This window comes from Brevundimonas poindexterae (assembly GCF_020524625.1).
Classification (GTDB): domain Bacteria; phylum Pseudomonadota; class Alphaproteobacteria; order Caulobacterales; family Caulobacteraceae; genus Brevundimonas; species Brevundimonas poindexterae_A.
Window position 1 is genome coordinate 207,372 of the sequence record NZ_JAIVLL010000002.1, and the last position, 23,655, is coordinate 231,026.

Annotated in this window: 21 protein-coding genes; 15 read left to right on the forward strand and 6 right to left on the reverse strand. The window is 68.1% G+C overall.

What is annotated here, in order from left to right; all coding sequences use genetic code 11:
• Nucleotides 1–38: 38 nt before the first annotated feature.
• The 13 genes from LC068_RS07240 to LC068_RS07300 all read left to right on the forward strand — a co-directional run bounded on the left by LC068_RS07240 (nucleotide 39) and on the right by LC068_RS07300 (nucleotide 12,092).
• Nucleotides 39–359 carry a YerC/YecD family TrpR-related protein gene (locus LC068_RS07240; protein WP_226635853.1) on the forward strand — a complete coding sequence of 107 codons (321 nt, stop codon included), beginning with the start codon at nucleotides 39–41 and terminating at the stop codon, nucleotides 357–359.
• Entirely contained in the window at nucleotides 356–1,237 is an 882-nt protein-coding gene (gene hisG, locus LC068_RS07245) for an ATP phosphoribosyltransferase (protein WP_226635855.1), read from the forward strand. Before LC068_RS07240 ends, hisG begins: the two co-directional genes overlap by 4 nt.
• Nucleotides 1,237–2,544, forward strand: coding sequence for a histidinol dehydrogenase (gene hisD, locus LC068_RS07250; protein ID WP_226635857.1), 1,308 nt, complete (start codon nucleotides 1,237–1,239; stop codon nucleotides 2,542–2,544). The genes hisG and hisD overlap by 1 nt, the downstream gene beginning before the upstream one ends.
• Nucleotides 2,541–3,977, forward strand: coding sequence for an imidazoleglycerol-phosphate dehydratase HisB (hisB, locus tag LC068_RS07255; RefSeq protein WP_226635859.1), 1,437 nt, complete (start codon nucleotides 2,541–2,543; stop codon nucleotides 3,975–3,977). Before hisD ends, hisB begins: the two co-directional genes overlap by 4 nt.
• The gene (hisH, locus tag LC068_RS07260; protein WP_226635861.1) at nucleotides 3,974–4,573 is read left to right on the forward strand and encodes an imidazole glycerol phosphate synthase subunit HisH; all 600 of its coding nucleotides are present in this window, start codon (nucleotides 3,974–3,976) and stop codon (nucleotides 4,571–4,573) included. Before hisB ends, hisH begins: the two co-directional genes overlap by 4 nt.
• Nucleotides 4,570–5,301 (forward strand): 1-(5-phosphoribosyl)-5-[(5-phosphoribosylamino)methylideneamino] imidazole-4-carboxamide isomerase, encoded by a 732-nt coding sequence (locus tag LC068_RS07265; RefSeq protein ID WP_226635863.1) that lies wholly within the window; start codon nucleotides 4,570–4,572, stop codon nucleotides 5,299–5,301. Before hisH ends, LC068_RS07265 begins: the two co-directional genes overlap by 4 nt.
• Nucleotides 5,298–6,065: an imidazole glycerol phosphate synthase subunit HisF gene (gene hisF, locus LC068_RS07270; protein WP_226635865.1), complete on the forward strand. Its 768-nt coding sequence runs from the start codon at nucleotides 5,298–5,300 to the stop codon at nucleotides 6,063–6,065. The genes LC068_RS07265 and hisF overlap by 4 nt, the downstream gene beginning before the upstream one ends.
• 14 nt (nucleotides 6,066–6,079) lie before the next feature.
• The gene (gene hisIE, locus LC068_RS07275) at nucleotides 6,080–6,688 is read left to right on the forward strand and encodes a bifunctional phosphoribosyl-AMP cyclohydrolase/phosphoribosyl-ATP diphosphatase HisIE (protein ID WP_226637050.1); all 609 of its coding nucleotides are present in this window, start codon (nucleotides 6,080–6,082) and stop codon (nucleotides 6,686–6,688) included.
• 50 nt (nucleotides 6,689–6,738) lie between these two features.
• A complete protein-coding gene (zwf, locus tag LC068_RS07280; RefSeq protein WP_226635866.1) occupies nucleotides 6,739–8,178 on the forward strand; it encodes a glucose-6-phosphate dehydrogenase in 1,440 nt (479 codons plus the stop codon).
• Nucleotides 8,168–8,878, forward strand: coding sequence for a 6-phosphogluconolactonase (gene pgl / locus LC068_RS07285; protein ID WP_226635867.1), 711 nt, complete (start codon nucleotides 8,168–8,170; stop codon nucleotides 8,876–8,878). Before zwf ends, pgl begins: the two co-directional genes overlap by 11 nt.
• Nucleotides 8,875–10,770, forward strand: coding sequence for a phosphogluconate dehydratase (gene edd / locus LC068_RS07290; RefSeq protein WP_226635868.1), 1,896 nt, complete (start codon nucleotides 8,875–8,877; stop codon nucleotides 10,768–10,770). The genes pgl and edd overlap by 4 nt, the downstream gene beginning before the upstream one ends.
• Nucleotides 10,771–11,748, forward strand: a complete 978-nt coding sequence (gene glk, locus LC068_RS07295; RefSeq protein WP_226635869.1) for a glucokinase — start codon at nucleotides 10,771–10,773, stop codon at nucleotides 11,746–11,748.
• A gap of 77 nt (nucleotides 11,749–11,825) precedes the next feature.
• A complete protein-coding gene (locus tag LC068_RS07300; protein ID WP_226635870.1) occupies nucleotides 11,826–12,092 on the forward strand; it encodes a hypothetical protein in 267 nt (88 codons plus the stop codon).
• Nucleotides 12,093–12,201: 109 nt separating this feature from the next.
• Here LC068_RS07300 and LC068_RS07305 read toward each other — a convergent pair whose 3' ends face one another.
• The 3 genes from LC068_RS07305 to LC068_RS07315 form a co-directional block, all read right to left on the reverse strand.
• Nucleotides 12,202–13,002, reverse strand: a complete 801-nt coding sequence (locus tag LC068_RS07305; RefSeq protein ID WP_226635871.1) for a DUF1295 domain-containing protein — start codon at nucleotides 13,000–13,002, stop codon at nucleotides 12,202–12,204.
• Between the two features lie 61 nt (nucleotides 13,003–13,063).
• Nucleotides 13,064–16,216: an efflux RND transporter permease subunit gene (locus LC068_RS07310; protein ID WP_226635873.1), complete on the reverse strand. Its 3,153-nt coding sequence runs from the start codon at nucleotides 16,214–16,216 to the stop codon at nucleotides 13,064–13,066.
• Between the two features lie 10 nt (nucleotides 16,217–16,226).
• A complete protein-coding gene (locus LC068_RS07315; RefSeq protein WP_226635875.1) occupies nucleotides 16,227–17,375 on the reverse strand; it encodes an efflux RND transporter periplasmic adaptor subunit in 1,149 nt (382 codons plus the stop codon).
• Nucleotides 17,376–17,586: 211 nt separating this feature from the next.
• Between LC068_RS07315 and lepA the strand changes: the two genes are divergently transcribed.
• Nucleotides 17,587–19,407, forward strand: a complete 1,821-nt coding sequence (gene lepA / locus LC068_RS07320; RefSeq protein ID WP_226635877.1) for a translation elongation factor 4 — start codon at nucleotides 17,587–17,589, stop codon at nucleotides 19,405–19,407.
• Nucleotides 19,408–19,550: 143 nt separating this feature from the next.
• Here lepA and LC068_RS07325 read toward each other — a convergent pair whose 3' ends face one another.
• The 3 genes from LC068_RS07325 to LC068_RS07335 all read right to left on the reverse strand — a co-directional run bounded on the left by LC068_RS07325 (nucleotide 19,551) and on the right by LC068_RS07335 (nucleotide 22,577).
• Nucleotides 19,551–20,048 (reverse strand): helix-turn-helix domain-containing protein, encoded by a 498-nt coding sequence (locus LC068_RS07325; protein WP_226635879.1) that lies wholly within the window; start codon nucleotides 20,046–20,048, stop codon nucleotides 19,551–19,553.
• A 275-nt stretch (nucleotides 20,049–20,323) separates the two neighbouring features.
• Nucleotides 20,324–21,241, reverse strand: a complete 918-nt coding sequence (locus LC068_RS07330; RefSeq protein ID WP_226635881.1) for a hypothetical protein — start codon at nucleotides 21,239–21,241, stop codon at nucleotides 20,324–20,326.
• A gap of 172 nt (nucleotides 21,242–21,413) precedes the next feature.
• Nucleotides 21,414–22,577: a serine hydrolase domain-containing protein gene (locus tag LC068_RS07335; protein ID WP_226635883.1), complete on the reverse strand. Its 1,164-nt coding sequence runs from the start codon at nucleotides 22,575–22,577 to the stop codon at nucleotides 21,414–21,416.
• A 150-nt stretch (nucleotides 22,578–22,727) separates the two neighbouring features.
• Here LC068_RS07335 and LC068_RS07340 point away from each other — a divergent pair, with 150 nt between their 5' ends.
• Nucleotides 22,728–23,507 (forward strand): EAL domain-containing protein, encoded by a 780-nt coding sequence (locus LC068_RS07340; RefSeq protein WP_226635885.1) that lies wholly within the window; start codon nucleotides 22,728–22,730, stop codon nucleotides 23,505–23,507.
• Nucleotides 23,508–23,655 lie beyond the last annotated feature (148 nt).

Here is a 23,655-nt window from a genome sequence, read left to right on the forward strand (position 1 = left end):
CTTGACCGTTCCACTGTTACAGCATAGTGGAACGCGCCATGACCGATGCCCTTCCCCCCAATGCCGCCGCCGCGGCCCGCAGCCGGCTGGACCTGTACGACGCCCTGTTGAGCCTGAAGTCACGCGAGGAGGTCGATGCCTTCCTCGCCGACCTGTGCACGCCCGCAGAGGTGCGCGCCTTCGCCGAGCGCTGGCAGGTGGCGCGCCTGCTGGACGCGGGCGGCAAGTCCTATCGCGAGATCGCCGCCGAGGCCCAGGCCAGCCCGACCACGGTCGTGCGGGTGGCCCGCTTCCTCAAGGAAATGCCGCACCAGGGCTACCGCCTGGTGCTTGACCGACAGTCCGGAGTATCCGCGTGAGCAAGGTTCAGGGGCGACTTCGCATCGCCGTACAGAAATCCGGTCGTCTGGCCGAGCGCAGCCTCGACCTGATCCGCAATGCGGGCCTCCGTGTCATCAAGGGCAACAATGACCTGCTCTACAAGGTCGAGAATGCGCCGGTCGACCTGCTGCGCGTGCGCGACGACGACATCCCGACCTTTGTCGCCGACGGCGTCTGCGACCTCGGCATCGTGGGCGAGAATGTGCTGGAAGAGGCCCGCAACGGCGGTCCGCTGGCCGAGGTGGTCATGCCGCTGGGCTTTGGCCGCTGCACGCTGAAGATCGCGGCGCCCGAGAGCCTGCCCTATGTCGGTCCCGTGTCCCTGAACGGCCTCAGGCTGGCGACCAGCTATCCGCGCATTCTCGGCCGCTGGCTGACGGCGCACGGGATCGACGCCGGGGTGGTCACCATGCGCGGCGCGGTCGAGGTCGCCCCGCGCCTGAAGCTGGCCTCGGCCATCTGTGACCTGGTGTCGACCGGCGCCACGCTGGAGGCCAATGGTCTGGTGCCGCTCGACACGGTGTTCGAGAGCCAGGCGGTCCTGATCCGTTCGCCCCAGCCGGTCGAGGACACGCTGGAGCCGCTGCTCGAAAACCTGATCACGCGCATCGGCGGGGTGGTGGCCTCGCAGGACGCCAAATACGTCATGCTGAACGCCCCGCGCGCCGCGCTGGACCGGATCACCGCCCTGCTCCCGGGTTCGGAGTCGCCAACCGTCATGCCGTTGTCGGGCCGCGATGATGCGGTCGCCGTCCACGCCGTCTGTCAGGAGGCCGTCTTCTGGGAGACGCTGGAGCGGCTCAAGGCCGAGGGCGCTTCGTCCATTCTGGTCCTGCCCATCGAGAAGATGATGTGATGCGTCAGATCGACTGGACGACCCTCTCCGTCGAGGAGCAACGCGATGCGCTTGCCCGCCCGGCGCAACGCACCGAAATGCGTGTCAGCGATACGGTGCGCGCAATCTTTGAGGATGTGCAGGCGCGCGGCGCGGCGGCCGTCACCGACTGGAGCCTGAAGCTGGACGGGGCCGCCCCCCGGCGCATCGCCCTCACGCCCGATGTCGTGCGCGAGGCCCGCGCGTCCCTGCCGCCGGCCGACACCCGCGCGCTGCGCATCGCCGCCGAGAACGTCCGCATCTTCCATCAGGCCACCCGGCCCGAGGACACCGGCTGGGTCGAGACCACGCCGGGGGTGCGATCCAGGCTGGTGTGGCGGCCCATCGCCTCGGCGGGCCTCTATGTCCCGGGCGGCAGCGCGCCGCTGTTTTCCTCCCTGCTGATGCAGGCCATTCCGGCGGGCGTCGCCGGTGTCGCGCGCCGGGTGGCCGTGACGCCTCCTGCCAAGGACGGCGGAGTCCACCCGGCCATGATTGTGGCGGCGGATGAGGCCGGGCTGGACGCCCTGTGGCTGATCGGCGGGGCCCAGGCCATCGCCGCCCTGACCTTTGGCGCGACCTTTGACGATGGCGAGATCACGCCCGTCGACAAGCTGTTCGGACCGGGCAACGCCTGGGTCGCCGAGGCCAAGAAGCAGGCGAACGCCCTGCCCGGCGGACCTGCGGTCGACATGCCCGCCGGACCGTCCGAGCTGATGGTCATCGCCGATTCCAGTGCTGATCCGGAGATCGCCGCCGCCGACCTGCTCAGCCAGGCCGAGCACGATGCCGACGCCCAGGTGCTGCTGGTGTCGAACAGCCGGGGCGCCATCGGCGCCATTCTGGAGGCGGTCGAGGACCAGTTGCAGACCCTGCCGCGCGCGGACATCGCCCGTCGCTCGCTGGCCGAGGGCCGCGCCATTCGCGTCGCCGATCTGGAGCAGGCTCGCGCCGTCGCCAACCTGTACGGCCCCGAACACCTGGCGCTGCAGACGCTGGATGCGGAAAAGCTGGTCGACCGTATCACCGCCGCAGGCGCCATCTTCGTCGGCACTTATGCGGCCGAGACGCTCGGCGACTATGCCGCCGGGCCCAGCCACGTCCTGCCGACCGACGGCGGGGCGCGGACGCTGGGCGGCATCACCACCGCCAGCTTCATGACGTCCATGTCGGTGCAGTCGGTGTCCGAAGCGGGCGCCGCCGCGCTTGCCCCGATCGCCGCGCGCCTCGCCCGGCTGGAGGGTCTGGAGGCCCACGCCCGCGCGGCGGATCTGAGGACCGGCGCATGAAGAACCTGCCCGCCCCCTTCGCCCCGCTGGTCAGCGGCGGCGACGGACTGGACCGCTATCCCGTCCGTCCCGGCGCCCTCGCCGCGCGCATGGCCGCGCTTTACGGCGTCGCCCCCGATCAGGTCCTGCCCGTCCGGGGCGTGACCCACGGGCTGGAGCTGGCCTTCCGGCTGGCTGCCCGCGCCGGACAATCCGTCGAAGCCCCGCAGGCCGAGCCCTTCCGGACCCTGGCCGACCTCTATGCGCGCCCGGGTTCCGGGGCCCGTCCCGGCGTGGTGATCGTGCGCGCCCTCGGCTCGCCCGAGGCCGTGGCCGAGATGGCGGCCCGTGTGGCCCCGGCTCTGCTGGTGGTCGACGAGGGCCTGGCCGAGTTCGCCGAGACCCCCTCCGCCGCCACCGTCATCGCCGATCAGGCCAATCTGGTCGTGCTGCGAAGCCTGTCGCTCGCCTATGGACTGGCGGGCGCCCGCGTCGGCGCCGCACTGGGACAGGCCGCGACACTGCAACGGCTGGCCTCCGTGCTCGAACCCTATGCCCTGCCCGAAATGTGCGTGCGACTGGCGCTGCAGGCGATTGACCCGTCGCGCCTGATCGAGACCCGCGAGCGCATCGCGGCCACGGTCCGGGAGCGGGCGCGGCTGACGAAGGCGCTCGGCCGCGACATGCCGGTCGAGCCCGGTGTAGGCCCCGTACTGATGGTGCGCCCGGCCGATCCCGCCGACGTGCGGGCGGCGCTCGCCCGGTTCGGTATTCCGGCGGAGACGGCCGGCGAGCGGCTGCGCCTGCCGGTGTCGGCGCGCGCGGACATCAACGACCGCCTGCTGGCTGCCCTGGATCTGGCCCCGGCGCAGGCCCGGCCGAACCGGACCGGACAGGCCGTGCGCGATACAAAGGAGACCCGCATCGTGTGCGCCGTCGATCTGGACGCGACCGGCCCGGTCTCGATCACCACCGGCGTCGGCTTCTTCGATCACATGCTGGAACAGGTGGCGGCCCACGGCGGCTTTTCGCTGCGTCTCGCCTGTGAGGGCGACCTGCACACCGACCCGCATCACACGATCGAGGACTCGGCCATCGCCCTGGGGCAGGCCCTGAAACAGGCGCTGGGCGAACGGCGCGGCATCGCCCGGTACGGCTTCGTCCTGCCGATGGACGAGGCCAATGCGACGGTCTCGATCGACCTGTCGGGCCGCCCCTATCCGGTGTTCGAGGGGACGTTCGCGACCCCCTTCATCGGCGACTACCGCACCGATCTGACGGCCCATGTGTTCCGCTCACTGGCCGAGCATCTGGGGGCCGCCATCCATGTCTCGGTGACCGGCGACGACGACCACCACAAGACCGAGGCCGTCTACAAGGCTTTCGGGCGGGCGCTCCGTCAGGCGATCCGCATCGAGGGCGACGCCGTCCCCTCGACCAAGGGTGTGCTGTGACCGAGGTTGCGCTTCTGGATTACGGCGCGGGCAATCTGGCCTCGGTGCAGTTCGCCTTCGAACGGCTGGGGGCACGGGTGCGCCGCGTGTCGGACGCCGCCGGCATCAACGAGGCCGAGCGACTGGTGCTGCCCGGTGTGGGGGCGGCCGCCTGGGCCATGCGCCGGCTGGATGCGCGGGGCCTCAGCGATCCGATCCGCGCCTTTCCCCGCCCGCTGATCGGCCTGTGCCTCGGCCAGCAGCTGCTGTTCGAAAGCAGCGCCGAGGGGGACGTGCCCCTGCTGGGCCTGATCCCCGGACAGGTGATCCCGCTCACGCCCGGGCCGGGTCTGACGGTGCCGCACATGGGCTGGTCGGCCCTGTCCGATCTGGCCGACGATCCGCTGACCGAGGGTGTCGAGGACGGGGCCTACGTCTATTTCGTGCACGGCTTTGCCTGTCCCGACGGTCCGGCGACGCTCGCCCGCGCCCGCCACGGCACCCCCTTCCCGGCCATGGTGCGGCAGGGCAACCGCTGGGGCTGCCAGTTCCACCCCGAGCGGTCGTCGACGACCGGCGCCCGCATCCTCTCGAACTTTCTGGCGATCGACGCATGATCCTCTATCCCGCCATCGACCTGAAGGACGGCGTCTGCGTGCGGCTGATGCACGGCCGCTTTGACCAGGTGACCCGCTATGACGCCGATCCGGTCGCGCGCCTGAATGCCTTTGCCGAGGCCGGGGCCGACTGGGTGCACATCGTCGATCTGGACGGGGCCGAGGCCGGTCGCGCGGTCCAGCACGAGACCCTGTCGCGACTGGCCGGGACCGGACGCGCCCGCATCCAGTCCGGCGGCGGGGTGCGCACACGCGAGGATGTCGTGCGCCTGCGGGATGCGGGCGTGGCCCGGGTGGTGGTCGGCTCGCTGGCCGTCACCGCACCCGACACCGTGCGCGGCTGGCTGGAGGATCTGGGGCCCGAGGCCCTGACGCTGGCGCTGGACGTGCGCGTCACCGACACGGGGATTGTGCCCGCACTCAAGGGCTGGACCGAGGCCGCGCCGCTCGACCTGTGGGCCGTGCTTGACCTCTATCCCGAAGGAGTCTTCCGCCACCTGCTGGTCACCGACATCGGTCGAGACGGCGCCCTGACCGGGCCCAATATCGACCTGCTGGCCGAGATCGTCCGGCGCCGTCCGGACCTGAAGGTGCAGGCCTCGGGCGGGGTGGCCGCAACCGCCGACCTGACGGCCGCGCGCGACGCCGGCTGCGACGGGGCCATCATCGGCCGCGCCCTCTATGAGGGCCGTTTCACTGTCGAACAGGCGCTTGAGGCCGTGCGATGACCGCGCGGCGCATCATCCCCTGCCTCGACGTCAAGGACGGCCGGGTGGTCAAGGGCGTGCGCTTCGAGGGCCATGTCGACATGGGCGATGCGGTCGAACTCGCCCTGCGCTATCGCGATCAGGGGGCCGATGAGCTGGTCTTCTACGACATCACCGCCAGCCCGGAGGGCCGCACCCTCGACTATGGCTGGATCGCCGACATCGCGCGCGATCTGGACATCCCCTTCTGTGTGGCCGGAGGCATCGCCGACGCCGATCAGGCCGCCCGCTGTCTCGACCACGGCGCCGACAAGGTCTCGGTCAACTCGCGGGCGCTGGCGCGGCCCGGACTGATCACCCAGATGGCCGAGCGGCTGGGGCGCCAGTGTGTGGTGGTCGGCGTCGACAGCCGCATCATCGACGGCGAGTGGCAGGTGCACCAGTTCACGGGCGATCCGTCGGCCACGAAGCGCACGGGCCGCCGCACCCTCGACTGGATCCTCGAGGCCGAGGCGCTGGGCGCGGGCGAGATCGTGCTGAACGTCATGGACCAGGACGGCGTCCGGAAGGGCTATGACATCGCCCAGCTGAAGGCCGCGCGCGAGCGACTGACCATTCCGCTGGTCGCCTCGGGCGGGGCCGGGGCGACCGACCACTTCCGCGAGGTGTTTGAACAGGCCGATGTCTCGGGCGCGCTGGCGGCCAGCGTGTTCCACACGGGGGCCATCGCCATCCCGGACCTCAAACGCTATCTCGCCGACGCCGGACAGGAGATCAGGCTGTGACCCTCACCCCCGACATGCTTGATTTCGACAAGGGCGGCGGCCTGATTCCGGTGGTGGTGCAGGACGCCGCGACGCTTCAGGTGCTCACACTCGCCTATATGGACCCAGCCGCCCTGGAGGAGACGCAGGCGAGCGGCGAGGCGACCTTCTTCTCGCGGTCGCGCGGCGGGCGGTGGCGCAAGGGCGAGACCTCGGGCGACCGGCTGCATGTCGTCTCGATCACCCCCGACTGCGACGGCGACGCCCTGGTGCTGAAGGTCCGGCCGGTCGGCAATGCCTGTCACCTGAACCGCATCAGTTGCTTCGGCGAGGAGGACGCCCCGGGGCTGGGCCGCCTCGGCCGGCTGGAAGCCACCATCGACCAGCGCGCGTCCGCCGATCCCGAGACCAGCTGGACCGCCCGCCTGATGGCCGAGGGTCCCAAACGCGCCGCGCAAAAGGTCGGCGAAGAGGGCGTGGAAGTGGCGCTGGCCGGGGCCGTAGGCGACACCGAAGAGCTTGCGAATGAGGCGGCGGACCTCATCTATCACCTGTTCGTTCTGCTCAAGACGCGTCACATGGTGTTTCAGGACGTGCTCGACGTGTTGGCCCGGCGGGCCGAAGCGGCCAAGAACCCTGTCTGACGGCGCGCCCCTTTCGGCCGGTGCGCCCGGACGAAGAGACGGAGAGGCGAATGTCGGCCCTGATACTGTTCGGCGGAGGTGGAGACCTGGCGCTCCGCATGCTGCTGCCGTCCCTGTACTTCCTGGACCACGACGGCCTGCTCGACCCGGACCTGAAGATCATCGCCGCCGCCCGGTCGGACGAGACCCGCGACGCCTACATCGAGCGCGTGCGGGCCTCGGTCGAGCCCCGCGCCAAGTCTGACGACGTCTGGTCCGACGACACCTGGACCCGGCTGGCCGCCCGGCTGGATTATGTGGCACTGGACGCCACCAGCGCAGATGAGCTGAAGGCGCTGAAGGCGAAAACCGGGGACGGCTCTGTAACCGCTTTCATGGCTGTTTCGCCCTCGCTCTACGGTCGGATCGTGCCGGCCATGCACGCCGCAGGGCTGGCCGGTCCGGACACCCGGATCGTGCTGGAAAAGCCCGTCGGCCGCGATCTGGAGAGCTTCCGCGAGATCGACGACGCTGTCTCGGCCGTGTTCGACGAGCGGCAGGTGTTCCGCATCGACCACTATCTGGGCAAGGAGACGGTCCAGAACCTGATCGCCCTGCGCTTCGGCAACACCATCTTTGAGCCGCTGTGGAACAATCTGACCATCGACCATGTGCAGATCACCGTGGCCGAGACCGTCGCTGTGGGGGACCGCTGGCCCTACTATGACGAGTACGGCGCCTTGCGCGACATGCTGCAGAATCACATGCTGCAGCTGCTGTGTCTCGTGGCCATGGAGCCGCCGTCCAACATCGACGCGGACTCGGTGCGCAACGAGAAGGTCAAGGTGCTGCGCTCGCTTCGGCCGATCACGGTCGAGGAGGCCGGTCGCGTCACCACCCGGGGGCAGTACACGGATTACGTCAGCGAGCGGGGTGCCCCGACCGACACCGAGACCTTTGTCGCCATCCGCGCCGACATCGACAACTGGCGCTGGGCGGGCGTGCCCTTCTTCATGCGCACCGGCAAATGCATGGCCGAGAAGCGCACCGAGATCGTCATCCAGTTCAAGCCGGTGCCCCATTCGATCTTCGGTCGTGACGGATCCAGCTATCGCGGCGCGATCCAGCCGAACCGGATGATCATTGAACTCCAGCCGGACGAGGACATTTCCCTCGAGGTGATGAACAAGCAGCCCGGCCTCGATCAACGCATGCAGCTTCAGCCCATCACCATGAGCCTGTCGTGGGGGCACAACGACCGCAAGGCCAGTCCGCCGCGCCGTCGCATCGCCTATGAGCGGCTGCTGCTGGACGCCATGGCCGGGGACTCCACCCTGTTCGTGCGGCGGGACGAAGCGGAAGAGGCCTGGAAATGGGTCGACGAGGTCTCCGATGCCTGGGACGGCGCGGCAATGAAGGTCGAGCCCTACGAAGGCGGCAGCTGGGGCCCCGAGGCCGCCGACCTGCTGCTGTCCCGCACGGGCCGTCGCTGGAGCAGTCATGAGCGTTGAGATCGAAACCTTTGCCTCGCCCGCGAAATGGGCCACGGCCTGCGCCGAGCGGATGACCGGCGCGCTGGCCAATGCCCTGACCGAGCGCCCGCGCGCGATCTTCGCCGGATCGGGCGGCTCCACCCCCGGACCGGTCTATGCCGCGATGCGCGAGGCCGATCTGGACTGGAGCCGCGTCACCGTGACCCTGGTCGATGAGCGCCATGTGCCCGAGAGTTCGCCCGAGTCGAACGCAACCCTGCTCAAGACCAGCCTGCCGGTCGGCCCCGGCAAAGCGGACTTCATCCCGCTGCACAGCGCCGCCCTGACGGTCGATCGTGCCGCCGCCGTCGCCACCCGGGCGCTCAACGCCGCTACCGACCGGCTGGATGCGGCCCTCTTGGGCATGGGCGAGGACGGGCACATCCTGTCGATGTTCCCCGAGAGCCCGACGCTGAAAACCCTCCTGACCCCGACCCTGTCGCCTGCCGTCCTCGGCGTGCCGGCGGGACGCGACGGCATGGCCCCCAGTCGCGAACGGCTGTCGATGAACCTGCCGTGGCTGATGCGCTGCGACACGGTCGTCATGGCCCTGACCGGATCGGCCAAGCGCCGCGTGTTCGAGGACCAGGTCATGGGTGACCCCGCCATCGTCCCTGTCGCGGCCCTCGCCGCCCACATTCCCCACCTGCAAATCCTATGGACGGAGGAGTCCGCATGACCGACCTCCACCCCACCCTGCGTGCGGTCACCGATCGCATCATTGCCCGCAGCCGTGACACCCGCGCCGACTATCTGCGCCGCATGGACGACGCCGCGACCAACCGGCCCGGCCGCGCCAAGCTGAGCTGCGCCAACTGGGCCCACGCCTTTGCCGGAGCGCCGGTCAAGGACAAGCTGAATGCCATGTCGGGCAGCCAGCCGAACCTGGGCATCGTCACCGCCTACAACGACATGCTGTCGGCCCATCAGCCGTTCGAGCGCTTCCCCGACATCGTCCGTCAGGCCGTGCGCGAGGTGAATGCCACCGCCCAGGTCGCGGGCGGCACCCCCGCCATGTGCGACGGCGTGACCCAGGGCCGGCCGGGCATGGAGCTGTCGCTGTTCAGCCGCGACGTGATCGCCATGTCGACCGCTGTGGCCCTGACGCACGATGCCTTTGACGCCGCCCTCTGCCTCGGCGTGTGCGACAAGATCGTGCCGGGCCTGTTCATGGGCTCGCTGGCCTTTGGCCACCTGCCGGTCGTCTTCGCGCCCGCCGGCCCCATGCCCAGCGGCATTCCCAATGCGGAAAAGGCCCGGGTGCGCGCCCTTTACGCCCAGAACAAGGTGGATCGCCCCACCCTGCTGGAAAGCGAGGTCGCCAGCTATCACTCGCCGGGCACCTGCACCTTCTACGGCACGGCCAACTCCAACCAGATGATGATGGAGGTGATCGGCCTGCACCTGCCCTCGACCGCCTTCGTCCACCCGGACACCGGCCTCAGGGACGCCCTGACCGCGGCGGCGGCGAAGCGGGCCGTCGAACTGGCCCGCTCGGGCGAGGGCCGCATGAGCCGGGTGGTCGACGAGAAGTCGATCATCAACGCCATCATCGCCCTGCTGGCCACCGGCGGCTCGACCAACCACGCCATCCACCTCGTCGCCATGGCCCGGTCGGCGGGCGTGCTTATCGACTGGACCGATCTGGACGAGCTGAGCAGCTGCACGCCGCTGCTGGCGCGCGTCTATCCGAACGGATCGGCCGATGTGAACGCCTTCCAGGCCGCCGGCGGCGTCGCCTTCGTGGTGCGCGAACTGGCCGAGAGCGGGCATCTGCACACCGATGTCACCACCGTCATGGGCGAGGGCCTCAAGGCCTATTATCAGGAGCCGGTTCTGGACGAGGACGGCCAGCTGGTCTGGCGCGACGGCGTCAGCGAGAGCCTCGACCCCGACATCCTCCGCCCTGTCTCCGATCCCTTCCAGAAGGACGGCGGACTGCGACTCGTGCAGGGCGCGCTGGGCCGGGCCGTCATCAAGGTCTCGGCCGTCAAGCCCGAGCACCGGGTGGTCGAGGCCCCCGCCGCCGTGTTCGACAGCCAGGAGGCGGCGCTGGAGGCCTTCAAACAGGGCCAGCTGGATCGCGACGTCGTGGTGGTCCTGCGCTTCCAGGGCCCCAAGGCGAACGGCATGCCCGAACTGCACAGCCTGTCGCCCGCGTTGAGCGTGATCCAGGACCGGGGCTTCAAGGTCGCCTTCGTCACCGACGGTCGCATGTCCGGCGCGTCGGGCAAGACACCGGCCGCCATCCACCTGAGCCCCGAAGCCCTGGCCGGTGGGCCGATCGCCCGCGTGCGGGACGGCGACATCATCCGCCTCGACCCTGACAAGGGTGAACTGACCGTCGTGGGCTGTCCGGACTTTGGCGAGCGCCCCTGCGCTCCGCGGACCGAGGCCAGCCTGCAGACCGCGTCCTGGGGCTACGGTCGTGAACTGTTCGGCGCCTTCCGCCATGTGGTCGGATCCGCCGAGGAAGGCGCATCCGTGGTGTTCGCCCAGCCGCCCGCCGGACCGCCCGGCACCGACACCCCTCCCGACCCCAATGTGGTCGACCGCACGGTGGACGCCTGAATGCCGGCCTCGGAAGATCATCTGCATCTCGTCGGCGACGTCGGCGGCACCAATGCGCGCTTTGCCCTGACCCGCATGGTCGACGGTCGCCCCCGGGTCGAGCATCACGAGAGCTTTCCCGCCGAAACCCACCCCACCTTTCTGGACGGCGTACGCGCGTTTCTGGACGGCTGCGACGCGCGACCGAACGGCGGGGTGATCGCCGTCGCGGGGCCGGTGACCGACGGCTTCATCGACCTGACCAACTCCCCCTGGCGTGTGTCCGAGGCGGAACTGGCCAGCCTGGGTGTCGGCCCGATCCGGCTGATCAATGACTTCGAGGCCCTCGCCTGGGCGGCCCCCCTGATCGAGGGGCCGGAGCTGGCGCATCTGGGTGGCCCCGGGACGGGTGACCCGCAGCAGACCCTGGCGGTGCTCGGCCCGGGCACCGGCTTCGGAGTCTCGGCCCTGGCACGGGATCGCTGGGGCTCTTCCGTCGCGATGGCCTCCGAGGGCGGTCACGTCGACTTCGCGCCCTCCGACGCGCTGGAGGACGAGGTGCTGCGTCTGCTCCGCCGGCGGTACAGCCGCGTCTCGATCGAGCGGCTGATCTGCGGACCGGGCCTGGTCAATCTGCACCGGGCGCTGGCCGAGATCGACGACCGCCCCACCTCCATCGACGATCCGGCCGAGATCACCCGGTCGGCGCTAGAAGATCCGCGCGGACCGTGCGGCGCCACCCTGGCCCGTTTCTGCGCCATCCTGGGCTCGGTCGCCGGGGACATCGCCCTGACCACCGGGGCACGCGGCGGGGTCTATGTTGCCGGCGGGATCGCGCCGCGCATCCTCGACTTCCTCGAGGCCAGTCCCTTCCGCGAACGATTCGAGCAGAAGGGCCGGTTCACCCCCTATATGAAGGCCATCCCGACATGGGTGATCCTGCACAAACAGGCCGCCCTTCTGGGGGCCGCTCATGTGGCCTGCCGGGCCGACGGATAAAATTCTCATCACGGCGGCGTGAACCGATTGCCACATTGTGACGTTTGGGTGGTCTCAACTGAGGAAGGAAAACTCCCATGCGTAAGATGATTTTGGCCTCGCTGTCCGCCGTTGCCCTGCTGGGCGTTGCTGCTTGCGGCGAAAGCGCCGAGGACGCCGCTGCCGAGCGTCAAGCCGACGCCCTGGAAGAACAGGCTGCGGCCGCTCCGACCGAAGAGCAGGAAACCGCTCTGAACGCCGAAGCCGACCGTATCGAGCAGGAAGCCGGCAATGCTGACGGTGGCATGACCACCGAGAACACGCCGAACACCTCGCCGAGCATGGCTCAGCAGGACGGCAACTAAGCCTCCGGATCGGCGGGGGAGTCATGCCCCCCGCCTCATCCTTCGGAGAAGGCCCCGCCATCCCCCCCGGCGGGGCCTTTTCCATGAGCGAAGGGTCAGGCGTGAAGGGTCAGGATGATTTCGGCGGCCAGGGGATGAAGGCACTGGTCCGGCGCACATAGTCGGCATAGCCGGGCCGTGAGCTGTGGATGCTCTTTTCGGTGATGCCTATCCCGGACCATTTGGTCAGGGTGAAGGTCAGGAAGATCGGCCCCAGTATGGCGGCCAGCCCCGGCCCTGTCTCGGCCGCGATCAGATACAGACCCCACCAGACGCAGGCGTCGCCGAAGTAGTTCGGATGCCGGGTGTAGCGCCACAGGCCGGTGTCCAGCACCTGTCCCGTGGTCGACGGATCCCGGCGGAAGGCCGCCAGCTGCGCATCCCCGATCGTCTCGAACGCCAGCCCAACGACGAACAGGGCCACCCCGGCCCAGCCAAGCCAGCCGACGGCAGGCGTGTCGGCCACCTGCCCCAGCTGCACCGGAAGCGACGTCAGCCAGGCCAGCACCGCCTGCGGCAGGAAGACGAACAGCAGGGCGACCAGCGGCCAACTCTTGCCGGTCTTCATCTGGCGGCCGATCAGATCGGTATAGCGCCGGTCCTCGCCATGGGCGCGCCAGCGCAGGAACAGGTGAACCCCCAGACGGAGCGCCCAGGCGGCGCACAGTCCGACCAGCAGGGCCGAACGCAGCGCATCGCCCTCTGTCCGGGGCCAGGTGACCAGCGCCAGGAACAGCATGGCCATCGGCCAGACCGCGTCGATGAAGCTGACATCGCGGATGCGGACCGCCACCCCCCACAGCAGGGTCATGGCCGCGACCACCATCAACAGGTTTCCGGCCAGCAGCCAGGCTGTGTCGGACAGGCTCATGAGGTGTGCTCCGTACTGCGGTGACGGCTTCTATACGCCTCGATCACCGCATCGGATGCCCTCACCCCTCGCGCTGGCCGCCGAATGTCCGTTCCAGAACTCGCTCCAGCCGCGTCTTCACACCATCGATCAGGCTGAAGGCCGCCGGAATGAAGATCAGCGACAGACCGGTCGAGGTGATCAGACCCCCGATTACCGCGATCGCCATCGGGCTGCGGAACTCGGTGCCTTCGCCGAACGCCAGCGCGATCGGCAACATACCCAGCCCCATGGCGAGGGTGGTCATGATGATCGGTCGCGCCCGCTTGTGGGCCGCGTCGATAATGGCCTCGCGCCGGTTCAGCCCGTTCTTCATGGCAATGATGGCGTAGTCGACCAGCAGGATGGAGTTCTTGGCCGCAATGCCGGTCAGCATGATGATGCCGATCAGGGCGGGCATCGACAGGGACTTGCCGGTGATCAGCAGCAGGAAGAAGGCGCCGCCGAACGATACGGGCAGGGCCGCCAGAATGGTGATCGGGTGGAAGAAGCTGCGGAACAGCAGCACCAGCACGACATACATCAACAGGATGCCGGTCACGATGGCGAACATGAAGCCGATGCCGGTTTCCTGAAGATTCTCCAGCTCGCCCGACACCGCCTGGGTTACGCCCGCGGGCAGGTTCTTCATGGCCGGCAGTTCGTTCACCCGCGTCGAGGCCTGTCCCAGGGTGATCCCGTTCAGCTCGGCCGTCAGGGTGGCCACGCGCTTGCGGTCCAGACGGTCGATCTGGTTGGGCCCCGCCCCGAACGAGATGTCGGCTACCGACGTCAGGGGCACCGAGGCGCCGGACGCGGTCGGCACCCGCAGATTCTCCAGAATGCCCAGATCGCTCCGGGCCTCCTCGCGCAGCATGACGCGGATGGGGATCTGGCGGTCGCCCAGATTGAATTTGGGCAGCAGCTGGTCGGCATCGCCCAGGGTCGCGACGCGCGCGACCGAGCTGATGTCCGACGAGGCCACGCCCTGCAGGGCGGCGACATCGCCCTTGGGCGTGATCAGGATCTCAGGACGCACCAGCGCCGCCGAGGAAATGACGTTGGTCAGGCCGTCGATTTCGCGCATCTGGCGTTCGACCGCCGACGCGGCTTCTTCCAGTGTCTCGCCATCGTCGCCGACCAGCTGGATCGAGACCTGGCTGCCCTGACCGTCGGCACCGAACTGGACGCGCGCGCCGGGAATGGAGCGCAGCACCGGCCCCATCTCCTGCTCGAAGGCCTGCTGGCGCAGCGAGCGCTCGCTGCGCTTGACCAGATTGACGGTGATGTTGGCCTTGCGGACCTCACCGGCCGAGCCGCCGCCGCCGGGGCCGAAGCTGACCGAGGCCGAACCGACCGAGGAATAGACGGACTTCACCTCGGGCCGTTCCAGCAGGGCGTCATTGACGCGCTGCGCCACAGCATCGGTCTCGGCCAGGGTCGAGCCCGGCGGCAGCTGGATGGTGATGCTGGAGCGCGAGACATCCTCGGCCGGGATGAATTCGAACGGCAGCCGGGTTGCGAGAAAAATTGAGGCAATAAGGAACAGCAGGCCGCCGCCCATCACCCACAGTCGGTGGTCGCCGAAGCGGCGCAGGACGCGGTGGGTGAAGCGTCCCTTCGGATCCTCGCCCTTCTTGCGGAAGTCATTCAGCACCCAGTCGACCATGACCAGATACTGCCTCATCCAGGCCGGGTCACCGTGCTCCTTGCCCTGGTCGCGCTTGAGCATATAGGCGCCCATCAGCGGCGTGAGCGTTCGCGCCACCACCAGAGAGAAGAAGACGCTGACGCAGGCGGCGATGGCGAAACTCTTGAAGAACTGGCCCACCACGCCGGGCATGAAGCCGGTCGGGGCAAACACCGCCAGCAGGGTTGCCGTGGTCGCGATCACCGCCAGACCGATCTCGTCAGCGGCCTCGATGGCCGCCGGATAGGGCGCCTTGCCGTCCCGTATGTGCCGGACGATGTTCTCGATCTCCACGATCGCGTCATCGACCAGAATGCCGATGGTCAGCGACAGGGCCAGCAGGGTCACCACGTTCAGCGACTGACCGGTCAGGTCCATGATCCAGAAGGTCGGAATCAGCGACATGGGCATGGCCACCGCCGCGATCAGCGTCGCCCGCCAGTCGCGCAGGAAGACAAACACCACCAGCACCGCCAGGCCCGCGCCCAGCAGCAGCGCCTCGACCGAGGCGTGGAAGTTGTTGATCACGTCCGAGGTGGTGTTGGTCACCTCCTCGATGGTGACATTGTCGAGTTCCTCATCGAGCGCCGCGATCGCCTTCTGGGTTGTGCGATAGACGTCCAGCTCCGACGAGCCCTTGGACCGGCTGAGGCTGAAGCCCACCACCTCGGCGCCGTTGTAGCGCGCGCGACCGCGGGGTTCGGACCATTCGTCCACCACCTCGCCCAGATCGCCCAGCCGCACCGAGCGGTTGCCGACCGGGATCAGGGTTTCGCGCAGGGCCTCGACCGACTGGGCCGAGCCCACGGTACGGATCGCCTGTTCCTCGCCGCCGATCTCGCCGCGTCCGCCGGGCAGATTGATGTTGGACCCGCGAAGCTGGTTCGACACCGCCGCCGCCGTCACGCCTTGGGCCGCCAGCTTGGCCGGGTCCAGCTTGATGCGGATCTCGCGGCTGACGCCGCCGTCCCGACTGACCTGGCTGACGCCCTCGATCGACAGCAGTCGCTTGGCCACGGTGTTGTCGACGAACCAGCTCAGCTCTTCAGGGTTCATGCCCGGCGCGCGCACCACATAGGTCGCGATCGGAATCTGGGTGAACTCGATCCTCTGGACGATCGGCTCCTGCACATCCGCCGGCAGGTTTTGGCGGATACCGGCGATGGCGTTGCGCACATCATTGGTCGCCTTTTCCAGATCGACGCCCAGCTGGAAGGTGATGGCCGTGGTCGAGACCGAGTCATTGACCGTCGAGGTGATGTCGTCCACCTCGCCCAGTCCGGCCACCGCGTCCTCGACCAGACGCGTGACCTGGGTTTCCAGCTCGGTCGGCGCCGCGCCCGACTGGACCACGGTGACCGCCACGACCGGCAGGTCGACGTTCGGGAAATTGTTCACCGGCAGCTTGAAGTAGCTCAGCACCCCGGCAATCGTCAGGATGATGAACAGCAGCACGACCGGAATCGGGTTCCGGATCGACGCCGCCGAGATGTTGTTGAAGTTCATCGACCGGGCCTCAGCGTGCCGCCGGGGCGTCAGCCGCCGCCGCCCGGGCCGGGGCCGTTGCGGGAGCCACCGTCACCTGGTCTCCGTCGGCGAGGAAGCCCGCGCCCTTGACCACAATCCGCTGGCCGGCCTCGAGGCCACTTTCGATGACGACATTGTCGCCCTCGCGCGCGCCGGTCCGCACCTGCACAAAGCGCACGGTGGAATTATTGCCCAGCACGTACACACCCGCCTGACCCTCGCGATAGATCACGGCCTCCGACGGCACCACGAGCGCCGGCAGCTGACCGAGGGCGATCTCGGCCCGGGCGAACATGCCGCTCTTCAGCGAGGTCCCGCTGTTCAGCGCGATCCGGGCCACGCCCAGACGGGTCTGGGGGTCGACCTCGGGCGTCACGATGCGCACGCGACCGCCGGTCGGGCCGCTCGCCTGATCCGCCGTCACGACAGCCGTCATGCCAGGGCGCACCAGCGCCAGATCGGCCTCCGGCACCTGGGCATCCAGCTCAAGCCGCCCGTCCCGAACCAGCCGGAACAGCTCGGTACCCGGCTGGACGATCTGGCCACGCGTCACATTGCGGCTGATGACGCGGCCGGCGACCGGCGCGCGGATATTGGTCTGGTCCAGACGGGTCGCGGTTTCCGAACGCGCCGCCCGGGCGGCCGCCAGCTGGGCCGCGGCCGTACGCTGGTTGGCCTGGGCCGTGTCCAGCGCCGCCTGGCTCAGATAGCCGCGCTCGCGCAGTTCGCGGGCGCGCTCCAGCGCGGCATCCTGCTGCGCGACCAGCGCCTCGGCCGAGGCGACAGAGGCATCCTGTTGCGCCAGCTGGGCGCGCAGGACGTCGTCGTTCAGCTTGACCAGCACCTGGCCTTGGCGGACATAGCTGCCCTCGTCGACATAGACGGCCGTGGCGACCAGCCCGCCGGTCTCGGCGCCGACCGGCACCTCTTCCCAGGCCGAGACCGTGCCCGACACCGAGAGCGTCCGCGGCAGATCGACCTGATTGACCGTGGTCACAGTGACGGTCTGACCGGCCACGGGCGTGGCGCCGTCCTTGCCCTTCTCGTCCTCGCCATGGCCCCCGCAGGCCGCCAGCGTCGCCAGTCCCAGCATGGCAAGGGCGGCAACCACCGGCTTCAGCATTGATCTCACGTCCATATCCCCTGTGCGTGGCTCCCTGACCCTATGGCGACGATGCGTGACAGACGCATGGCACAAGGCCGCAAGCCGGAGGGCGGCTATACCCTGTTCCCGGCTCGTTCTCAAACGCAACCTTGACCTTTACGAGGATGTAATCCTGCCCGGCGCCGGGCGCGTGCGGCCCCGGCGTGTTGGCGTCCGCATGCCCTCGTGCTAACCGCGCCGCAGCATGAGCACCCAGCCCCCGACTCCGCCGATCGACCGCATCCGCAACTTCTCCGTCGTTGCGCACATTGATCATGGAAAATCAACGCTTTCCGACCGGTTGATCCAGTTCACCGGGGGGCTGACCGCGCGCGAAATGCGGGAACAGGTGCTTGATAATATGGAGATCGAGCAGGAGCGCGGGATCACCATCAAGGCCCAGACCGTGCGCCTGCACTACAAGGCGAAGGACGGGCTGGATTACGTCCTGAACCTGATGGACACGCCCGGCCACGTCGACTTCGCCTATGAGGTCTCCCGCTCGCTGGCCGCCTGTGAAGGTTCGATCCTGGTGGTCGATGCGTCGCAGGGGGTCGAGGCCCAGACCCTCGCGAACGTCTATCAGGCCATCGATAACGACCACGAGATCGTCCCGGTCCTGAACAAGATCGACCTGCCGGCGGCCGAGCCCGAGCGGGTCCGCGAACAGATCGAGGATGTGATCGGCATCGACGCCTCGGACGCCGTCCTCTGTTCGGCCAAGTCCGGCATCGGCATCGAGGACGTGCTGGAGGCCATCGTCACCCGCCTGCCGGCCCCCAAGGGCGACCCCGACGCCCCGCTCAAGGCCATGCTGGTCGACGCCTGGTACGACCCCTACCTCGGCGTGATCCTGCTGGTCCGGGTCTTCGACGGACACCTGCGCGCCGGCCAGCGCGTCAAATTCATGCAGAACGGCTCGACCCATCTGGTCGACCGCGTCGGCGTCTTCCTGCCCAAGAACACCCCGGTCGAGAGCCTCGGCCCGGGCGAGGTCGGCTTCATCACCGCCCAGATCAAGGAAGTCGCCCACGCCGCCGTCGGCGACACCATCACGGACGAAAAGCGCCCCACCGACACCCCGCTCAAGGGCTTCAAGGAAGTCCAGTCGGTGGTCTTTTGCGGTCTGTTCCCGGTCGATGCGGCCGACTTCGAGGACCTGCGCGCCGCCATCGCCCGCCTGCGCCTGAACGACGCCAGCTTCACCTATGAGATGGAATCCAGTGCCGCCCTCGGCTTCGGCTTCCGCTGCGGCTTCCTCGGCCTTTTGCACCTCGAGATCATCCAGGAGCGCCTCAGCCGCGAGTTCAACCTCGACCTGATCGCGACCGCCCCGTCGGTGGTCTACAAGATCGGCCTGCGCGACGGCACCGAGATCGACCTGCACAACCCGGCCGACCTGCCCGACGTCATGCAGATCGAGACCATCTCGGAGCCGTGGATCAAGGCCACCATCCTGACCCCCGACGAGTACCTCGGTGGCGTCATCAAACTCTGCCAGGACCGCCGCGGCCAGCAGGTCGAGCTGTCCTATGTCGGCGCCCGCGCCCTGGTGGTCTATGAGCTGCCGCTGAACGAGGTCGTCTTCGACTTCTACGACCGGCTGAAGTCGATCTCGAAAGGCTATGCCAGCTTCGATTACGAGCTGACCGACTACAAGGTCGGCGATCTGGTCAAGATGAACATCCTGGTCAATGCCGAGCCGGTCGACGCCCTGTCGATGCTGGTGCACCGCGCCCGCGCCGAGACCCGCGGCCGCGGCATGGTGGAAAAGATGAAGGAGCTGATCCCGCCCCATCTGTTCCAGATCCCGATCCAGGCCGCCATCGGCGGCAAGATCATCGCCCGCGAAACCGTCCGCGCGCTCCGCAAGGACGTGACCTCGAAATGCTACGGCGGCGACGCCACCCGCAAGAAGAAGCTGCTGGAGAAGCAAAAGGCCGGCAAGAAGCGCATGCGCCAGTTCGGCAAGGTCGAAATCCCGCAGGAAGCCTTCATCGCCGCGCTCAAGATGGACGAGGATTGAGGAAGCGTGGGATAGCCCGCGCTACAATCAAAATACGTAGGAAGCGGCGGCGTCATCGTGCCCTTGTGGAGGGGGCCGATGCTTCTGGCAGAAGCGCCGCTTCCTACGCCTGATCGCGCTGCTATGGACCACAGCGCAAGTCGTCAGACCGTCCCGCGACGGTGCTTCGGTTGAGCCACCGCCCTCCGTCGCTTCTGGATTTCCTGCTTCATGTCGGTGAACTCGGGCTCCAAGGCACGGAGCCTCTTCACCAGACCGGACAGGTCGTACTCGTTGCTGGTTTTTCCCCGTCCAGGCCTGGTTCGCCCGATACGCGTCACCAAGCCTGCATCTTCCAGTTCGGCGATCTGGCGTTGAACCTGGCGCTCGCTCATACCCATCCGCTCGGCTAGCAATTGCTTCTTTGGCCAAGGCCGGTGGGCCGCGTCCCACCAAATGTCGGCTAGATGCATGATAATGTTGAACTGAACCGGATTGATGCCGAGCCGCGCCTGCGCCTGCATGAGAAGCGATGGTACGATGCAAAAACCCAGATCCATAACGGGCTTGCCATACTTCTTCTCGGATGCCTTACGCGTGTCTGCCTTAGGCTTTAGGGCTATTATCTCCGCCGGCTCGTCAGTCGTGATTTTGTCGGTCATGTCGTCACCTCGTGCACCGGATATGAGCCGGAGCCCCCGGTGTTTCAAGGAGTGACGACTAGACGCTCATGACTGGTCGCGTCAGGACACTCCTGACCAGTCGCACCAGTCGCCTGTGTCCACTGAATAAGGACAGCCCGTTAAGCTGCACCTCGGCATAACGGCATACCGACATAGCACTATTGACCGACCAGACGCTGACGTCTCGTCGGTTCAGAATTTCTGCAGGGAGGCGTGCGTTTAGCAGCGATAGTCAGTGCCGGCGCTCCCTCATGCTAAATCCCCACAAACCCCCGCCGGCTATTCCAGTCCATCTTTCCGCCGAGGCGCTCCACCACTGCCAGCGCCTCCGTCCGCTCCAGCGCGAGGGACGCGATGGCCTGGCGTGAGACTTTCACGGTCAGAACCGGCTTCGGCTCTATGTGACCGGTGGCGGGATCCAGCAGATCGGTTTCCATCACCACCTCGACCATCGGGATCGGGACCACCTGAAGCAGTTCGATGGCGACACGGAGGGCCGAGGCGCAGATGTTGGCGCGGTGCAGGTCGTGAATCTTTGCCGGGGACAGCGGCTTGACCGAGGCCTTGCCTGACTGGAGCAGGGTGACCGACTGCGTCGGCATATCGTCGAGGTCGAGGCCATCGACGCGGGCGGTCATCTCGCCGTCCGTACTGAAATAGAGATCAAGCGCCTCGACGCAGAACGGTAGCTTGCCCAATCCGCTCTGCTCGTTCACGACTGTGGCGACGGCATCCCGATCAAGGGCTACCAGTTTCCGAGCAAATTCCTGCTCGTCATCGGCAGCTTTCGCCTTCCAGCACGCAGCGCGATGCGAGGCATCGTCTTGAAGGGCGGCGTCCGCCACCGCCTGCTCCAGCGCCCTCACCTTGCCCGTGGCGAGCCCCAGAGTGCGCTCGAACCAGTTGGGCCGATAGTCGGCGAGCGCCCGTCGCGCCGCATCTTCATGGGCGGAGCTGCGCTCGGGCGAGGGCAGGGACGGGCGCTTCGCGATGGCGGCCCAATCAATGGGACGGAAAGCAACACGGTGGGCGCCGACCAGTTGTTCGATCAGCTGCTGATACTCGTCCGCCGCGTCCGCCGCCTGTTCCAGCAAGGCGACCTTTTGGGCGGACCGCTCGTAGGCGATGCGGCGCGCCTGCGACCGCTTCGCCTCGCGGTCGATCGCCCGCATGGCCCGCCCCGCGCCCCGAAAGACCTGTCGTGTCGTCACCATCTGCAATGCCCCCGGCGATGAAGTGACAACCTAGCGGTGAGCCCGGGACCGGCCAAGGGGCACATGGGTCGCCGTCTCAGGTGCCGCGCTGAAGATGGACGAGGATTGAGGGGGTCCGACCGGCTTCCGCTTACAGCGACTCGGCATACCAGCGGCGGTATTCCGGCAGGAACGGGCAGGTCGGGTCCACCCGCGACAGGACTTCGGGCATGGCTGCCAGCGCCCTGGCGTTGGGGGCATTGAGGAAGACAACAAGGCCCGAACGCGCGTTGCAGGCGCCATAGACCAGGGCGAGTTCCGACCAGTCCGCCCCCCCATGGCCGAGGACTACCTCGCTGCCATAGTCGAGCACGTTGAAGCCCAGCCCGTAACCCTGCCGGACAGGGCAGGTCAGCTCGGGGTTGGCCGCACAGTCGAGGACGGCCTGATCGCCCTTGTCGATCTGGACCCGGTTCCGGTCCGCCGTCACCGCCGGGCCATAGCCGGTGCTGTCCATTACGCCGCGCAGGAACCGCGCATAGTCCCGGACCGTGGTCACCATGTCGTCGGCCGCCGCCCAGCTGCCCTGCGGGCTGCATCCGCCCTCGTTCTCCACGCGGCACCACGGCTCATAGACCTGTCCCGCCGAGTCCCGGGACCGCGCGATGGTCTCCATGCGCGTGCGATCCACGACAATGGCCGTATCGTCCATCCCGAGCGGGGCGAGCGTCGTCTCGCGCACCAGATCGGGAAAGGGTCGGCCCAGCTTCGCCGCCGCGTAGCGGGCGACATACTGCATGCCCTCGCCGGAGTAGGTGTAGGTCTGGCCGGGGTCGGCCACGAACGCCAGTCGGCCGCCCGGCAGGAAGAAGCGCCAGTTGGGGAGGCCGGTCGAATGGTTGAGCGCCATGCGGGGCGTCAGCAGGGCGTGGCGGGGGTCATCGGCGATTTGGGGGTCCGTCCACCACGGGGCCATGGGCTCATTGAGGTCAAGGCGCCCCTGCCCCACCAGTCTGAGCACCGTTTCGGCCGTGACGGTCTTGGTGACCGAGGCGACATTGAACCGGGTCTGCGGCCCGGCGGCGACGCCCGGCTGTTGCTCGCCGAAATAGTGCTCCCCGACCAGATCGCCGTTGCGGATGACCCCGATCCCGGCCGTGACGATGGCGTGGCGCGACAGGACGGCGTCGATCCCCCCTCGGACATCTTCAGAAAGCGGCCCGCCCCCCGCAAGGCGCCCGCCCACGCAGCCCCCCAGTGACAGGAGGGGCGCGGCGGTCAGGGTCTGCAGCAGGCGGCGGCGGTCCGTTGTCATCAGAGGCTCCCGGCAGGGTTGGACCGACGCTAGGCGCCATGCCCGGCCCCGCCCAGTTAATCTCCTGTCATGCAGCCGTCCGCACGTCGGGATCGCTGTTTTTTAACGGGTTCGCGTGAAGGTAGAGGCTGTATTAGTCGGGATTGCCCCATGGCCTGTCATGCCTGCCGCAATGGTGCCGCGTTCGAGGTGCCCATCACCATGGCGTTCCAGCCCATCGTCGATGTGGCCACCCGCACGGTCTTTGCCCAGGAGGCGCTGGTGCGCGGCGCGGACGGCGCGGGCGCCGAGGCGGTGCTGGCGCAGGTGTCCGACACCAACCGCTATGGGTTTGACCAGCTGTGCCGCACCACGGCCATCGAACAGGCCGCAGCCCTCGACCTGACCGCCGACGGGGCCAGCCTGTCGATCAACTTCCTGCCCAATGCCGTCTATGAGCCGAGGGCCTGTATCCGCCTGACGCTGGACGCCGCGATGCGGACCGGCCTGCCGACCCGCAGCATCATCTTCGAGTTCACCGAGAGCGAGGCGATCGACACCGATCACCTGCTGAACATCCTGCGGTCCTATAGGGCCATGGGGTTCCGCACCGCCATCGACGACTTTGGCGCCGGCTATGCCGGGCTGGGCCTGCTGACCCGGTTCCAGCCCGACATCGTCAAGCTGGACATGAATCTGGTGCGCGGCATCGACACCGACCCGGTCCGGCGGATCATCGTGCGCAACACCCTCGCCACCCTGACCGAGCTGGGCATCCAGCCGGTGTGCGAGGGCATCGAGACCCCCGGGGAATACGTCGCGCTGCGCGACCTGGGCGTCACCCTGATGCAGGGCTATCTGTTCGCCCGCCCCACCGTCGGCCGCCTCGCCGAGGTCGTCTGGCCGGAAGAGGCGGCTATACAGGTGGACGGGATGCGCGCGGCGGGGTGAGGGGTTGGGCGCGGCGTCGCCTGCTTCAAGGCTACTCGAGCGGTGACCGCTCGGCGCAACGAGCGTGCTCCGACAGTGCCTGCTTCCTTGTTTTCAAGATGCAAGGGCACAGAGGTGCTCACCTCTGGTTGGTTGCAGACGATGCCAA